This is a genomic window from Devosia faecipullorum (assembly GCF_015158295.1).
GTDB lineage: Bacteria > Pseudomonadota > Alphaproteobacteria > Rhizobiales > Devosiaceae > Devosia > Devosia faecipullorum.
The window spans coordinates 52,824-67,358 of sequence record NZ_JACDXV010000002.1 but is presented as its reverse complement, the minus strand read 5'-3'; the positions used below and the strand labels follow the sequence as shown (position 1 = coordinate 67,358).

Sequence of the window (14,535 nt, the reverse complement as noted above, 5' to 3'; positions counted from 1 at the left end):
CTGCGCGCCCCCGGAGCGGTAAGAGCTTCTTGAGAGCCATCTGCCATTATCGATGTCATCCGCCGCGTTTCCGCGCGCGGCAGACGAGACCGTGCCATGCCGCTTGCCATTCCCAGCGACCTCAAAAGCCTGCTCCATGCCGGACTTTGGCGCTCTGTCGGTTCGCTCGGCATCAAGGTGGCGACCGCTGGGCTGACCTATATCACCTATGTGGTGCTCTCCCGCACCCAGAGCCCCGATGAATACGGCCATTTTGCCTTCGGCCTGGCCCTGGCGACCGTTCTGGCCATTCTGGCGGGGGCAGGACAGCCGCTGGCCGTCATCAGGCTCTGGGCCGAGCAGCGCGGGCGGGGCGATGTGGCTGCGGCCCGCGCCACCGTAGCCGCCGGCTCTACCATTACCATAGGCGCCAGCCTCGTCGCCTCGGCTCTCCTCTGCCTCGCCGCCATCCTCTATCTGCCTTTCCTGGCGCCGGACGACACCGCCAACCATCTGTTCGGCGCGGCCCTCATCATCCTGCCGCTGGCGCTGGCCGAATATAATTCCTCGGCCCTGCGCGCCCAGGGCTCGCTATGGACGGCGCTGCTGCCGCGCGACATCTTCTGGCGGCTGGCCCTGCCCGCCGCCGTACTGGTGCTCTTCCATTTCGGCCAGATCCTGAGCGGGCCCGACGCACTGGCGCTGTCGGCAGCCCTGTTGCTAGCCGTGCTGGCGCTGCAAATGTTGGCTGCCACGCGGCGCGACTATATTATCAGGCCTCTTCTGGCGCCGGTCAGGGCCCATTGGCGCCATTGGGGCCGCCTCAGCATCTGGCTATTGCTCGGCGCGCTCATCGAAACCATCGCCCTCAATGCCGACGTCATTCTGGTTGGGCTATTGCTCGACCTCGAAAATGCCGGGCTCTATTTCAACGCCTTCCGTACCGCCGGGCTGATGACGCTCTTCACCTTCGCTATCGAACTGGTCATCGCCCCGATGGTGGCCGAGCATTATCACGCGAGGAACCTGCGCAAGGCCCAGGCCATCACCGCGCTCTGCGCCTGGGCGGGTTTCGTCTTCTCGCTCGTGATTTTTGCCGGCTTTGCCGCTTTCGGCACGGAAATCCTGGGATTGTTCGGCCCCTCCTATGCCGAGGGCTGGCTGATCCTCATCCTGCTGTCCTTTGGCCTGCTCTTCGACGCCATTACCGGACCATCCAAGATCGTCATGATGATGACCGGGCACGAGCGCGCCTATGTCGTGCTCTTCGGCAGCATCACCCTGGTCGGCCTGGCGGTGCAGATTGTGATCATTCCCCTCTTCGGCATTGTCGGGGCGGCCTTGACCAATATGGGCGCGCGCATCATCGCCCAGATCGCCATCGCGCTCTATTGCCGCTATCGCATCGGCCTCGACACCACCATTCTGGGCATCTTCGTCATTCCCAAGCCGGCGGCATAGCCGTACCCATGAGTACGGTTATGCTTGACCCCCGGCCCGGCTTGGCATTAGAACCAGTCCAAACTTTTTTCCCTTTGGAAGCATGGAAATGACCAAGGCCCGCACGCTCTACGACAAGATCTGGGACGATCATCTGGTCCAGAACAACGAGGACGGCACGAGCCTGCTCTATATCGACCGGCATCTGGTGCACGAAGTGACCAGCCCCCAGGCCTTCGAGGGCCTCAGGATGAACAATCGCAAGGTGCGCCATCCCGAGCGCACCCTGGCCGTGGTCGATCACAACGTGCCCACCACCGACCGCTCGCTGCCCAATCCCGATCCCGAAAGCGCCATCCAGATCGCGGCCCTGGCCGAGAACACCAAGCATTTCGGCATCGAATATTACGACCCCTTCGACAAGCGCCAGGGCGTCGTGCATATCGTGGGCCCCGAACAGGGCTTCACCCTGCCCGGCATGACCATTGTGTGCGGCGACAGCCATACCTCGACCCATGGTGCCTTCGGCGCCCTGGCCCATGGCATCGGCACCTCGGAAGTCGAACACGTTCTGGCCACCCAGACGCTGATCCAGCAAAAGGCCAAGAACATGCTGGTGCGCGTCGATGGGCAATTGCCCCCCGGCGTCACCGCCAAGGACATCATCCTCGCCATTATCGGCGAGATCGGCACTGCCGGCGGCAATGGCCATGTCATTGAGTTTGCTGGCGAAGCCATCCGCTCCCTGTCCATGGAAGGCCGGATGACGGTCTGCAACATGACCATCGAGGGTGGCGCCCGCGCCGGCCTGATCGCGCCCGACGAAACCACCTTCGCCTATGTCAAGGACCGCCCCCGTGCGCCCAAGGGTGAAGCCTTCGACATGGCCGTCGATTACTGGAAGACCCTTTATACGGACGAGGGCGCCCATTACGACAAGGTCGTGGTTCTCGACGCCGCCAAGCTCCCGCCCATCGTTTCCTGGGGATCCTCGCCCGAAGACGTCATCTCGGTGCAGGGCGTGGTGCCCAATCCCGATGATATCGCCGACGAGACCAAGCGCGCCTCCAAGTGGCGGGCGCTCGATTATATGGGCCTCAAGCCCGGCACCCCGATCACCGACATCAAGCTCGACCGCGTCTTTGTCGGCTCCTGCACCAATGGCCGCATCGAAGACCTGCGGGCCGCCGCCGCCGTGATCAAGGGCCGCAAGGTCGCCAGCCATGTCTCGGCCATGATCGTGCCGGGCTCGGGGCTGGTCAAAGCCCAGGCCGAAGAAGAAGGTCTCGACATCATCTTCAAGGATGCCGGCTTCGAATGGCGCGAGCCGGGCTGCTCCATGTGCCTGGCCATGAACCCCGACAAGCTCGCCCCCGGCGAGCGCTGCGCCTCGACCTCGAACCGCAATTTCGAGGGCCGCCAGGGCTTCAAGGGCCGCACCCATCTGGTGTCGCCCGCCATGGCCGCCGCCGCCGCCATTGCCGGCCATTTCGTCGATATCCGCGAGTGGAATTAAGCCGCTGACCCCAGCATTGTTCTCATCACCGGGCTGGTCCCGGTGATGAGGATGGCACCGAGACATTGGGGATGAGCACATTGCATACCGATTGGCAAAACCGATACGCCCCGACCCTTGATGATTTCGAGGCTCTGGCCAGCGCAGCGCTGGCTGCCCTGCCGGAGCCTTTCGCGTCTCTGGCCGCCGATGTCACCTGTTCGGTGGCCGACTATGCCGAGGACGAGATTCTCGAAGGTTTTGGCATGGAGAGCCCGTTCGAGCTGATGGGATTGTTCACCGGCATCGGCCTGACCGAGGACGGCGCCAGCCCGCAGACCGGCCAGTTCCCCAATACCGTCTTCCTCTATCGCCGCGCCATTCTCGACTACTGGGCCGAACATGACGACAATACTTTGGGCGAGGTCGTCACCCATGTGCTGATCCATGAACTGGGCCATCATTTCGGCTTTTCCGACGACGACATGGAAGCGCTAGAAGCCGAGGCCGATGCGGAAGAAAAATCCTAAGCCGGCTTAATTCTGCCGGACCGCAAAAAAGTTTCTACTTTTGCTGGAAACGCTTTAGTCCCGCTCAACGAAGCTATATTCGGCCTCATTGCCGCCGGACGGATCGTCGGACACCATCAGCGCCAGATCGCCGTATTCCAGCGCCGAAAACCATTCTTCCCAACTGACCAGCTGGAAGCCGCCAACCCGGTCGGGACCGTCATTGGCGTCGGAATTGATGATGTCCTGGCCGAAAGCCAATTGCAGCACTGTGCGGGTCTTGCTGCCGTCAGGAACATCCATCAGCACGGGATGGCCGCCACGGGCGATGACCCATTGGCGGATGGCGTCGCGGTCGGTGAGGATTTGGGACATTTCTGGCTCCGTCGATAGCTCGCTTGAGAAAGCCTTGCCGGCGTGCAAGGTTCCATGATCTGGAGCGAGGGGGCCATTCAAATGAGAAAAACCCGATTCCACCTGCCGGCCTTGTTCTGCGCCGGGCTCGCCCTCCTGCCTCTGGCTGCGCCGCTGGCCTGCGACATCCCGCCAGGCGTCGTGGTCACCGACTTCGACGCCAAGCGCATGACCAAGTTCGACACCTCGCGCGACCGCGGCCTGGCCGAAGCCATGCAGGGCGAAAATGCCGAGGAGCGCGCCGTGCTTGCCGGCATCTTCGCCGGCGATTCGCCGCTGGATGCCATCCCCGACGGCGCCTATCGCTGCCGCACCGTCAAGCTGGGCGGGTTGTTGCCGCTGGTCGTCTATGGCTATTTCGACTGTACGATCAGCGGCGGCGGCACCTTTATCGAGAAGCGGACCGGCTCGCAGCGCTTTACCGGCAGCCTTACACCCTCGGGCGACAGCCTGTTCTATGCCGGCGCGCTCCATTATGGCGACGAGCAGCCTCTGCCCTATGGTGCCGATGCCGACCGCGATCAGGTGGGTTGTCTCAGCGCCATTGCCGGCGCTCCGGGCCATTACCGGCTCGAAATGCCGGCGCCGCGCCGCGAATCGGTGCATGACGTCATCGAACTGGTCGCCAGGTGAGGCATTTGACGGGAGGCTTTGACGCCCGGCCCGGCCCTGATAAGAGCGGGCGAGCATAAATGAGCGCAAACATGCCAGCACAAACCAACCTCATCCTTCTCGGCACGATCGGCGCCGCCCATGGCATCAAGGGCGAAGTGCGCATCGCCTCCCATACCGAGGATCCCGAGACCATCGCCGCCTATGGGCCGTTGAACACCGACCGGCCGGGGCTCACCGTCACCATCGAGGCCGCCCGGCTCAACAAGACGGTGCTCATCGCCCGCCTCAAGGGCGTGCGCGACCGCAACCAGGCCGAGGCGCTCAACGGCGTTTCCCTGTTCATCCCGCGAGACCGCCTGCCCGAAATCGGGGACGAGGACGATTTTTATCACGCCGATCTCATCGGCCTCGATGCGCGGATCGCCGAAACCGGCGCCAGCATCGGCGCGGTGATCGCGCTGCACAATTACGGCGCCGGCGATCTCATCGAGATCCGCGATCCGCGCTCGGGCGACACTTTCCTTTATCCCTTCACCCGGGCCGTCGTGCCCGATATCCGCATCGCTGAAGGCTATCTGACCATCGCGCCGCCGCTCGATGCCGATCCGGGCGAGGAAGAACCGGCTTGAGTTTTTCCGCCCATATCATCACCCTGTTCCCCGATCTCTTTCCCGGACCGCTGGGCGCCTCCGTGCTGGGGCGCGGGCTCCAGGACGGGCTCTGGCGCCTCAATGCCACCCAATTGCGCGATTTCGCCACCGACCGGCACCGCACCGTCGATGACACGCCCTCGGGCGGCGGCGCGGGCATGGTACTGAAGCCCGACATCCTGGCCAAGGCCATCGACGCCGTCGCACCGGCAGGCGATCCGCGCCCGCGCCTCCTCATGTCGCCGCGCGGCCGGCCCTTGACGCAGAAGCGCGCCCATGAACTGGCGCTGGGCCCCGGCGCCATCATCGTCTGCGGCCGCTTCGAAGGCGTCGACCAGCGCGTCATCGAGGCCCGCCAGCTCGAGGAAATCTCCATCGGCGACTATGTCCTTGCCGGAGGCGAAGTGGCGTCCATGGTGCTGCTGGAAGCGGTCGTGCGGCTGATTCCGGGCGTATTGGGCGCTCAGGAGAGCCGCGACGAGGAAAGCTTTGAAAACGGCCTTCTCGAATATCCGCAATATACCCGCCCGCAAACATTCGAAGGGCGCGATATTCCCCCCATCCTGACCTCGGGCGACCACGGAAAAATTGCCCGATGGCGGCACGAACAATCCCTGGCGCTCACCCAGGCGCGCCGGCCGGACCTGTTGAAGGAAAGCTGAGACCAAAAGGGCAAAAGGCTGGACTCTCGCCTCCTTTTCGCCTATGAGCCGCCCATTCCCGTGGCCGGCGTTTCGGACCGCCGCGGAACAAGACCAAGAAGACTGCCCTTCCGTTACCAACCAAGACCGGGCGACGGGGCCGAAAGCCCCAGCAATCGCTCCTATGAAAAGATCGAACGGATCGAACATGAATATCATCGAACAGCTCAATGCCGAGCACGCCGCCGAACTCGCCGCCAAGCGCGAACTTCCCGAATTTACCCATGGCGACACCGTCAAGGTCTGGGTCAAGATCCGCGAAGGCGACAAGGAACGCCTGCAGGCCTATGAAGGCGTCGTGATCGCCCGCTCCGGCGCTGGCATCATGGAAAGCTTTACCGTCCGCAAGATTTCCTACGGCGAAGGTGTGGAACGCGTATTCCCCATCTATTCCCCGAATGTCGCTTCGGTGGAAGTGATCAAGCGCGGCAAGGTGCGGCGCGCCAAGCTCTATTACCTGCGCGACCGTCGCGGCAAGTCGGCCCGTATTTTCGAATCGACCAATTCGCGCACCAAGAAGATCGAAGCCTCCGAGCGCGAAGCCGCCCAGGCCGCCAAGGATGCCCGCGAAGCTGAGCGCATCGCCGCCGCCGAGGCCTTTGCCGCCGAACAGGCCGCCAAGGACGCGGAAGCCGCAGCAGCTGCTGCTGCCGCCGAGCAGGCCGCTGCCGCTGAAGGCGAAGCCAAGAGCGAATAAGCTCTTTGCCCATATGAATATGAAAGCCCGGCTATCCCGCCGGGCTTTTTTCTTGGGCGAGGGATTCACGTGAAACCTTGGCATCGGTGCCGGGGCGCGCTGCCTCGGACCACCTGACATTGTGCGTCAGCAGTAAAGGCTCTCCCGCCATTTCCGGCTTTACCCCCGCCGCTGGCTTGGCGATAAGAGGCCCTGCCCGCCCCGCCACTTACCCCGGACCCGCCATGACCCAAGCCATCGTCACCTGGAACATCAATTCGGTCCGGCTGCGCCTGCCCATGGTGCTGGATTTTCTCGCTCAATATCAGCCCGATGTGCTGATGCTGCAGGAAATCAAATGCACCAATGACCAATTCCCCGCCAAGGCCTTCATCGAAGCCGGCTATCCCTATCAGGCCGTGCACGGGCAAAAGGGCTATCACGGCGTCGCCATCGTCTCGAAATTTCCGCTAACCGACATTTCGAGCCGGGTGTTCTGCGAAATCCCCGAATCGCGCCACGTCTCGGCGCTGATCGATATGGGGCACGAGCCCTTCACCCTGCACAATTTCTACATTCCCGCCGGCGGTGACGAACCCGATCCGCTGATCAATCCCAAATTCAAGCACAAGCTGGGCTTTCTCGACGAGCTCAAGACCTGGTTCGGCGACCCGATTTTCCAGCGCGGCCACCTCATCGCCGGCGATTTCAACATCGCCCCGCATGAAAACGACGTCTGGAGCCACAAGCAGCTATTGAAAGTGGTGAGCCACACGCCCGTCGAGACCGAAGCGCTCAATGCCCTGCTCTCGGGCGGCCATGGCTGGGTGGATCTGGTGCGCAAGCATGTGCCGCTCGACCAGAAGCTCTATTCCTGGTGGAGCTATCGCAGCCCGGATTGGAACAATTCAGACAAGGGGCGCCGCCTCGACCATATCTGGTCCACCGCCGACATCGCCGAACGCTCCATCGGCGCCGAGATCATCCGGCCGGCTCGCGGCTGGACTGACAAGCCGTCCGACCACGTCCCGGTCATCGCCCGATTCGAGCGGCCCTGATCCACGCCAATGGGCGCGCTACGCGCCCTTCATCTTGCGCTTCAGCGGCTCCAGCGCATGCATGTAGCGCCCCAGATCGTCCTCGATGCGCTGCGCGGCGCGGGCGGCGAGATCGGGATACTGCCGGACCAGCTTGAGAAAGGCGTTGCGCGGCACGAACAGCATGTCGCAATCGGTGACGGCAGTGAACGTCACCGGGCGCGGCTTGTCGATGATCAGCGCCGTGGGTGAAATGACGCTGCCGGGCTCGGACAGGGCATAGGGCTTGCCCGCTTCCGCCCCCTCGTGCCGGGCCTTGACCGTCCCCTCGATCAGCACATAGGCGCCCTGCGGCGCCGCTCCGGCCTGGTAGATGATCGCATCTGCGGGAAAATGCCGACGATCGCCGGCAAAGGCGAGCATGCGCAATTGCTCGTCATCACAGATGTCGAAGAAATCGGCCCGGGCCAGAACCCCGGCCGCATCGTCCATTCTCATCAGAGCCCGACCCAATGCGCTGGGGCGTGATCGAAGGAAACCTGCCGAATTCCTGCAGGTCGACCACGCCACCAGTCCATCGCCGCCCGCTTCATGCCGGCGGCTTTGGCAAATCTATAAGTCAGTTCGGGCCGGAAATGAACATCTCCGCCCCAATATCAGGGGACAAGCCGGTAGCCGCCGTCTTCGGTGACGAGCAGGCGCGCATTGGAGGGATCGCGCTCGATCTTCTGGCGCAGCCGGTAGATATGGGTTTCGAGCGTATGGGTGGTGACCCGATTATTATAGCCCCAGACCTCCTTGAGCAGAATGTCCCGGGTAATTGTCTTGGGCCCCTGCCGGTAGAGATATTTGAGGATCGAGGTTTCCTTGTCGGTGAGCCGCACCTTGATGCCGTCGCTGGTCTCCAGCAGCTTGGCGGCCGGCTGGAAGCTGTATTGGCCGATGGTGAACACCGCGTCTTCGCTCTGGTCGTGCTGGCGCAAGGCCGCATTGATGCGGGCGAGCAATACCGGATATCGGAACGGCTTGGTGAGGTAATCATTGGCCCCCGCTTCGAGGCCCTTGATCTCGTCGGCATCGGTATCGTGACCGGTCAGCATCAGCACCGGGCTCTTATAGCCCTCCTCGCGCATCAGCTTGACCGCTTCGCGGCCATCCATGTCGGGCAGGCCGACATCGAGAATGGTCAATTCGATATTGCTCTCGCGCAGGGCGCTCAGCGCATCATTGGCGGTGCCGGCCTGGAGAATTTCAAAGTCAGGCTCCCCCCGGAGCTGCTCAACCAGGGTTTGGCGCAGGTCCGCGTCGTCGTCCACGACAAGGATGCGTCGCTTGTTCATTGTTTTCTCCGGTCTTTTTCGTCCGAAACCGACCAAGGTCACATTATTGCGACCCCTTTTTGGCCAGCCAATCACATCGGCGTTATTCAGCTATTGGCAACGCGGTGGCGGGCGGAAAAGTTGCAGCCCGAATCGGCAAATCCGCCCCGTCTCGCTCAGCCGGCGGACGGGCGGTGACCGAAGAGAGCCGAGCCGACCCTGATATGGGTGGCGCCCATGGCGATGGCGGTTTCGAAATCTCCGCTCATGCCCATGGAGAGGCCGGAAAGTCCGGCGGCATCGGCCAATTGCGCCAGCTGGGCGAAATAGGGGCCGGCCGGCTGACCGTCGGGGGGAATGCACATCAGCCCCGCAATATCGAGGCCATGCATATCGCGGCAGCGATTGACGAAGTCCACCGCCTCGGAAATGGCAATGCCCGCCTTTTGCGCCTCGCCGCCGATATTGACCTGGATGAAACAGGGGAGGCGCTTGTCCGCCCGCCGCATTTCCTCGGCGAGAATCCCGGCCAGCCTGTCGCGGTCAAGACTTTCGATGACGTCGAACAGGGCCACGGCCTCGCGCGCCTTATTGGTCTGCAGGGGGCCGATCAGATGCAGTTCCACATCGGGATAAAGCGCGCGCAGGGCCGGCCATTTGTCCTTGGTCTCCTGTACCCGGTTCTCCCCGAAGCACCGCTGCCCGGCCGCCAGGAACGGCATGATGGCGTCGGCATCAAAGGTTTTGGAGACGGCCACCAGCTCCACCGCCTCGGGCGGAGCCCCGAAGCGACGCCTGGCCTTTTCCATGCGCGAATGGATGTAGTCGAGCGCAGTTTGCGCATTGGCGGCACTGCCAGCCATATCGTGGCCCCGTTTCTGTTGACCTGATGGGCTATTTCTGATGATGGTCCGGTAGCCAAAATCCCTCGAAAACGCAAGCTGCGCCGCCCTTTGCGCCAGCCCCACGCGTGACATCTTGCAAGGACGACCAAAGTGAGCGGCGAACGCTACAATCCGCGCGAAAGCGAACCGAAATGGCAGAAGATCTGGGACGAGCGTCAGAGCTTCGTCACCTCCAATGACGATCCGCGCGAGCCCTATTACGTCCTTGAAATGTTTCCCTACCCTTCCGGCCGCATCCATATGGGCCATGTGCGGAACTATTCCATGGGCGATGTGGTGGCGCGCTATCACCGCGCCAGGGGCAAGAACGTGCTCCACCCAATGGGCTGGGACGCCTTCGGGCTGCCGGCGGAAAACGCTGCCATCGAGCGCAAGACCCATCCGGGTGCCTGGACCTATTCCAATATTGCAGCGATGAAAAAGCAGCTGCAATCGATGGGCCTCTCCATCGACTGGACTCGCGAGATCGCCACCTGCTCGCCCGATTATTACCGCCACCAGCAGGCCATGTTCATCGACATGCTCAAAGCGGGCCTCGTCACCCGCAAGTCCTCCAAGGTCAATTGGGACCCGGTGGACATGACCGTGCTGGCCAATGAGCAGGTCATCGACGGCAAAGGCTGGCGTTCCGGCGCGCCGGTCGAACAGCGCGAACTGACTCAATGGTTCTTCAGGATTTCCGATTTCGCCGAAGACCTTCTCAGCGCTCTCGACGAGCTCAAGGACTGGCCGGAAAAGGTGCGCCTCATGCAGCGCAACTGGATCGGCAAATCCGAAGGCATGCGCCTGCTGTTCGAGATCGTGCCAAGCGACAAGACCGATGCCGGCGCGGTGGATGTCTTCACCACCCGCCCCGACACCATTTTCGGCGCCTCTTTCCTCGCGCTGTCGCCCGATCATCCGCTTTCGGCAAGCCTTGCCGCCGACAATCCTGAACTGACTGAATTCATTGCCGAATTCCACCGCCAGGGCACCGCGACCGAAACGCTGGAAAAGGCCGAGAAGAAGGGCGTCTTCACCGGGATCCGGGTAAAGCATCCGGTCATCGAGGGCGAAACGCTGCCGGTCTATGTCGCCAATTTCGTGCTGATGGATTACGGCACCGGCGCCGTCTTCGGTTGCCCGGCCCATGACCAGCGCGACCTCGATTTTGCCCGCAAATACCACCTGCCGGTCAAGCCGGTTGTGCTGCCCATTGATGCCGATCCCGCCAGCTTCACCATTGGCGACGAGGCCTATGTTGACGCTGGTAACATCTTCAATTCCGAATTCCTCGATGGCCTCTCCATCGAGGCGGCCAAGAAGAAAGTCGCCGAGCATTTTGGTGCCCGCATGGTCGATGGCCAAGTTCAGGGCCGGATCGAGGTCAATTACCGGTTGCGCGACTGGGGCATTTCCCGCCAGCGCTATTGGGGCTGCCCGATCCCGGTGGTTCATTGCGAGGTTTGCGGCACCATTCCCGTGCCCAAGAAAGACCTGCCCGTGGTGCTGCCCGAGGATGTCAGCTTCGACAAGCCCGGCAATGCACTCGATCATCATCCGAGCTGGAAGCACGTCTCCTGCCCGCAATGCGGCGCGGCGGCGCGGCGCGAAACCGACACCATGGACACGTTCGTGGACAGTTCCTGGTATTTCGCCCGCTTCACTGCCCCCGATGCCGAGACCCCGACCATTCCGTCCATTGCCGATCGCTGGCTGCCGGTGGATCAATATATCGGCGGCATCGAGCATGCGATCCTGCATCTGCTCTATTCGCGCTATTTCACCCGCGCCATGAAGGCCACCGGCCATGTGGGCCTGGACGAACCGTTCAAGGGCCTCTTCACCCAGGGCATGGTGACCCACGAGACCTATAAGTCCGAGAAGGGCGAATGGGTGCCACCCACCGAGATCGTGTTTGAAACCGATGGCGAGCAGCGCCGCGCCCGCCACGCCCAGACCGGCGCGCCGATCAGCATCGGCTCGGTGGAAAAGATGAGCAAATCCAAGAAGAACGTCGTTGATCCCGATGAGATCGTCGGCGGCTATGGGGCCGATACCGCCCGCTGGTTCATGCTCTCCGATTCGCCGCCGGAACGCGACGTGCAATGGACCGAATCCGGCGTGGAAGGCGCGAGCCGTTTCCAGCAGCGGGTCTGGCGGCTGGTGCATGACATTCTGGAAATTGCCGAACAATCTTCAAAAACTGTTTCGTCAAACGGCGCTGATGCACTGGCTCTACGCAAGATCGTCCACCGGGTCGTCGCCGGCGTCGGCCATGACATTGAAGCACTGAGCTTCAACCGTGCCGTCGCCCGCATCTATGAGCTGACCAATGCCCTGGCCAAGGCCAAAGATGGCGTTGCTGGCGCCGCCTTGCGGGAGGCCCTGCGCGAGGGGATCGAATATCTCATTCTCTTGATCAATCCGATGATGCCACATCTGGCCGAAAGCTGCTGGGAAGCCATGGGCAAGACCACTTTGGCTGCCGATGCCGATTGGCCGCAGGTCGATCCGGCGCTCCTGGTCGATGACGAGGTCATTCTGCCCATCCAGATCAACGGCAAGCGCCGCGGCGAGATCAGCGTGGCCAAGGGCACGCCGGCCTCCGAGGTCGAACAATTGGTCCTGGCCATGGACGCGGTGCAGAAGGCGCTCGACGGCAAAAGCCCGAAGAAAGTGGTGATCGTGCCCGACCGCATCGTCAACCTCGTCGTCTAGACGATGACCGCGCTCAGGGCCCATGAAGTGGCGCGCTTCCTCGTGCGCCCCGATCTCAGCGAGGGATTGTTCCTCGCTTATGGGCCGGATGGCGGCTTGGTGCGTGAAACCGCGCAGAAGCTGATCCGTCAATTGAGCGGCGACGACCCTGCCAGTGCCAATATTTCGATCTTCGACGGGCCGGAGCTGGCCTCTGACCCGTCGCAATTGCTGCTCGAGGCACGCTCCGGCTCGCTCTTTGGCGGCAAGCGCATCATCCGCATCCGCAATGCCACCAAGGCCTTGGTCATGCCGCTGACCGAGTTACGCGATGATCCCGGCGGCGCTGCCATTGTGCTCGAAGCGGACAATCTGCCGCCCCGCGACGCGCTGCGCGCCTTGGTGGAAGCGGCGAGACTCGGTCGCGCCCTGCCCTGTTATCCCGACAGCGACGAGACGCTGATGGCCCTGATGCGGGAAACTTTCAATCAGGCCGACATCCGCACCGATGCCGACGTGGTGCCCACCCTGCGCGAAATCCTGGGTAATGACCGCGAGGTCACGCGACGGGAACTGGAAAAGCTCAGCCTCTATGCCGCCGCCAGCAAGAGCCTGACCCGCGACGACGTGCTGCTGCTCTGCGCCGACAATGGCGCGCTGGCTGTCGACGCCATTCTCGATTCCACCGGCACTGGCCACGCCGAGAAGCTGGAACTGGCGCTGAACCGGGCCTTGGCCGCCAATATCAATCCCCAGCAATTGCTGGCCATGCTGACCAATCACTTCGCCAATCTGCGCCGCTGGCGCACCGAGGTCGATGGCGGAAAAACGCCCCGCGCCGTGCTCGACAACCTCAAGCCCAAGCCGCATTTTTCCCGTAGCGGCGCGCTGGAGCAGCAATTGCGCACCTGGACCGACAATGCCCTGGCCAATGCCGGGGAGCGGCTCCTGCAGGCGACATCGGACACGAGACGCCGCCCCGTGCTCGCCGAAACCGTCCTCCGCCGCACCACGCTGGCGCTGTGCATGCTCGCAGCGACGCTTTAAGCAAAAAAAAACGCGCCAAAAGCGCGGTTTCACGTGGAACAGCTTTTTATTCAAATGGTTAGGGCGTTTAACCTGCCTGCTCTTTTGTCACCAACGGGCTCGTCCGGGCAGTCCATGTCTTCCAAGATGGATGCCCGGACGAGCCCGGAAATGACGAAGCCTCATCGATACCGGCGCACGCCCTCAGTTGCTTCCACCCATCAACCGCAGGCAAAGCTCATCCAATTGTTCGAGCGTCTTGTAGCGGATTTCCAGCTTGCCACCGCGTTCCGAATGGCTGAGCGCCACGCTCAAGCCCAGCGCATCGGCGAGGCGTCGCTCCAGAGCCACGCTGTCGGCGTCCTTGGGGCCATTCTCGTCCACTGCCGGCTTGCGCCTGGGCAGATCGCGCTGCTGGCTCAGAGCCTCGGCTTCGCGCACCGAAAGACCCTTATCGACGATCTGGCGCGCCAAAGCCGCCGGGTCTTCCACGGTGATCAGCGTCCTTGCATGACCCGCCGTCAGGGTGCCGCTGGCCACCATGCCGCGCACATCTTCAGGCAGGCGCAGGAGGCGCAGCGTATTGGCCACATGCGAGCGCGATTTGCCGATGACCTGCGCCAGATCTTGCTGGGTATAGTCGAATTGCTCGATCAATTGGCCATAGCCCATGGCCTCTTCGAGCGGATTGAGATCGGCGCGCTGCACATTCTCGATAATGGCCAGTTCCAGCGCTTCCTTGTCATCGACCTCGCGGACTATGACCGGCACGTCATGCAGACCTGCCTTCTGCGCCGCGCGCCAACGGCGTTCGCCGGCGATCAGCTCGAAAATATTGGGATCGTCGGTGGGGCGGACCAGGAGCGGCGACATGACGCCCTTTTCCCGGATCGAATTGGTCAACTCTTCGAGCTGTTCAGCATCGAAGGTGCGGCGTGGATTGGCGCGATTGGCGATGATAAAATCCACCGGCAGGCGTTTGCCGCTGGAGGCTGATTCGGTGACCCTGGCGCCTTCCATGACCGCCATATCGCCGATCAATGCCGCAAGGCCCCGCCCCAATCGCGTCGGTTTGTCGGTCATTATCGGG

Annotated in this window: 15 protein-coding genes; 10 read left to right on the top strand and 5 right to left on the bottom strand. The window is 62.6% G+C overall.

The features are described 5' to 3' along the window. Positions 1-96: 96 nt before the first annotated feature. The 3 genes from H0482_RS06120 (at position 97) to H0482_RS06110 (ending at position 3,444) form a co-directional block, all read left to right on the top strand. Positions 97-1,440 carry a lipopolysaccharide biosynthesis protein gene (locus H0482_RS06120; protein WP_193729176.1) on the top strand — a complete coding sequence of 448 codons (1,344 nt, stop codon included), beginning with the start codon at positions 97-99 and terminating at the stop codon, positions 1,438-1,440. 88 nt (positions 1,441-1,528) lie between these two features. Beyond that, positions 1,529-2,935: a 3-isopropylmalate dehydratase large subunit gene (gene leuC, locus H0482_RS06115; RefSeq protein ID WP_193729175.1), complete on the top strand. Its 1,407-nt coding sequence runs from the start codon at positions 1,529-1,531 to the stop codon at positions 2,933-2,935. A gap of 71 nt (positions 2,936-3,006) precedes the next feature. Beyond that, positions 3,007-3,444 (top strand): metallopeptidase family protein, encoded by a 438-nt coding sequence (locus H0482_RS06110; RefSeq protein WP_193729174.1) that lies wholly within the window; start codon positions 3,007-3,009, stop codon positions 3,442-3,444. Positions 3,445-3,498: 54 nt separating this feature from the next. Here H0482_RS06110 and H0482_RS06105 read toward each other — a convergent pair whose 3' ends face one another. Beyond that, positions 3,499-3,798: a hypothetical protein gene (locus H0482_RS06105; RefSeq protein ID WP_193729173.1), complete on the bottom strand. Its 300-nt coding sequence runs from the start codon at positions 3,796-3,798 to the stop codon at positions 3,499-3,501. An 81-nt stretch (positions 3,799-3,879) separates the two neighbouring features. On the opposite strand from H0482_RS06105, the gene H0482_RS06100 reads away from it, so the two are divergent. The 5 genes from H0482_RS06100 to H0482_RS06080 all read left to right on the top strand — a co-directional run bounded on the left by H0482_RS06100 (position 3,880) and on the right by H0482_RS06080 (position 7,537). Beyond that, the gene (locus H0482_RS06100; protein WP_193729172.1) at positions 3,880-4,470 is read left to right on the top strand and encodes a DUF4893 domain-containing protein; all 591 of its coding nucleotides are present in this window, start codon (positions 3,880-3,882) and stop codon (positions 4,468-4,470) included. A gap of 71 nt (positions 4,471-4,541) precedes the next feature. Beyond that, positions 4,542-5,081 carry a ribosome maturation factor RimM gene (rimM, locus tag H0482_RS06095; protein ID WP_193729171.1) on the top strand — a complete coding sequence of 180 codons (540 nt, stop codon included), beginning with the start codon at positions 4,542-4,544 and terminating at the stop codon, positions 5,079-5,081. Beyond that, positions 5,078-5,764 carry a tRNA (guanosine(37)-N1)-methyltransferase TrmD gene (trmD, locus tag H0482_RS06090; RefSeq protein WP_193729170.1) on the top strand — a complete coding sequence of 229 codons (687 nt, stop codon included), beginning with the start codon at positions 5,078-5,080 and terminating at the stop codon, positions 5,762-5,764. The genes rimM and trmD overlap by 4 nt, the downstream gene beginning before the upstream one ends. Positions 5,765-5,951: 187 nt before the next feature. Continuing rightward, entirely contained in the window at positions 5,952-6,500 is a 549-nt protein-coding gene (gene rplS, locus H0482_RS06085; RefSeq protein WP_210319099.1) for a 50S ribosomal protein L19, read from the top strand. Between the two features lie 224 nt (positions 6,501-6,724). Continuing rightward, the gene (locus H0482_RS06080; protein ID WP_193729169.1) at positions 6,725-7,537 is read left to right on the top strand and encodes an exodeoxyribonuclease III; all 813 of its coding nucleotides are present in this window, start codon (positions 6,725-6,727) and stop codon (positions 7,535-7,537) included. A gap of 18 nt (positions 7,538-7,555) precedes the next feature. On the opposite strand, the gene H0482_RS06075 is transcribed toward H0482_RS06080, so the two are convergent. The 3 genes from H0482_RS06075 to H0482_RS06065 form a co-directional block, all read right to left on the bottom strand. After that, on the bottom strand, positions 7,556-8,014 hold the full coding sequence (locus tag H0482_RS06075) for a Crp/Fnr family transcriptional regulator (protein WP_193729168.1): 459 nt from the start codon (positions 8,012-8,014) through the stop codon (positions 7,556-7,558). 158 nt (positions 8,015-8,172) lie between these two features. After that, entirely contained in the window at positions 8,173-8,856 is a 684-nt protein-coding gene (locus tag H0482_RS06070; protein WP_193729167.1) for a response regulator transcription factor, read from the bottom strand. A gap of 155 nt (positions 8,857-9,011) precedes the next feature. Further along, positions 9,012-9,698 carry a YggS family pyridoxal phosphate-dependent enzyme gene (locus tag H0482_RS06065; protein WP_193729166.1) on the bottom strand — a complete coding sequence of 229 codons (687 nt, stop codon included), beginning with the start codon at positions 9,696-9,698 and terminating at the stop codon, positions 9,012-9,014. A gap of 132 nt (positions 9,699-9,830) precedes the next feature. On the opposite strand from H0482_RS06065, the gene leuS reads away from it, so the two are divergent. Beyond that, the gene (leuS, locus tag H0482_RS06060) at positions 9,831-12,440 is read left to right on the top strand and encodes a leucine--tRNA ligase (protein ID WP_193729165.1); all 2,610 of its coding nucleotides are present in this window, start codon (positions 9,831-9,833) and stop codon (positions 12,438-12,440) included. Between the two features lie 3 nt (positions 12,441-12,443). Then, positions 12,444-13,466, top strand: coding sequence for a DNA polymerase III subunit delta (gene holA, locus H0482_RS06055; RefSeq protein WP_193729164.1), 1,023 nt, complete (start codon positions 12,444-12,446; stop codon positions 13,464-13,466). Positions 13,467-13,649: 183 nt separating this feature from the next. Here the strand turns inward: holA and H0482_RS06050 are convergent, their stop codons facing one another. Next, entirely contained in the window at positions 13,650-14,528 is an 879-nt protein-coding gene (locus H0482_RS06050) for a ParB/RepB/Spo0J family partition protein (protein WP_193729163.1), read from the bottom strand. Positions 14,529-14,535: the final 7 nt, after the last annotated feature.

Bases quoted from the DNA above. Each gene is read 5' to 3' on its own strand.
- H0482_RS06105 (WP_193729173.1), bottom strand. From the start codon at position 3,798: ATGTCCCAAATCCTCACCGACCGCGACGCCATCCGCCAATGGGTCATC.
- holA (WP_193729164.1), top strand. From the start codon at position 12,444: ATGACCGCGCTCAGGGCCCATGAAGTGGCGCGCTTCCTCGTGCGCCCC.
- rplS (WP_210319099.1), top strand. From the start codon at position 5,952: ATGAATATCATCGAACAGCTCAATGCCGAGCACGCCGCCGAACTCGCC.
- H0482_RS06100 (WP_193729172.1), top strand. From the start codon at position 3,880: ATGAGAAAAACCCGATTCCACCTGCCGGCCTTGTTCTGCGCCGGGCTC.
- H0482_RS06065 (WP_193729166.1), bottom strand. From the start codon at position 9,698: ATGGCTGGCAGTGCCGCCAATGCGCAAACTGCGCTCGACTACATCCAT.
- H0482_RS06080 (WP_193729169.1), top strand. From the start codon at position 6,725: ATGACCCAAGCCATCGTCACCTGGAACATCAATTCGGTCCGGCTGCGC.
- leuC (WP_193729175.1), top strand. From the start codon at position 1,529: ATGACCAAGGCCCGCACGCTCTACGACAAGATCTGGGACGATCATCTG.
- H0482_RS06075 (WP_193729168.1), bottom strand. From the start codon at position 8,014: ATGAGAATGGACGATGCGGCCGGGGTTCTGGCCCGGGCCGATTTCTTC.
- H0482_RS06070 (WP_193729167.1), bottom strand. From the start codon at position 8,856: ATGAACAAGCGACGCATCCTTGTCGTGGACGACGACGCGGACCTGCGC.
- H0482_RS06110 (WP_193729174.1), top strand. From the start codon at position 3,007: ATGAGCACATTGCATACCGATTGGCAAAACCGATACGCCCCGACCCTT.
- H0482_RS06120 (WP_193729176.1), top strand. From the start codon at position 97: ATGCCGCTTGCCATTCCCAGCGACCTCAAAAGCCTGCTCCATGCCGGA.
- rimM (WP_193729171.1), top strand. From the start codon at position 4,542: ATGCCAGCACAAACCAACCTCATCCTTCTCGGCACGATCGGCGCCGCC.
- H0482_RS06050 (WP_193729163.1), bottom strand. From the start codon at position 14,528: ATGACCGACAAACCGACGCGATTGGGGCGGGGCCTTGCGGCATTGATC.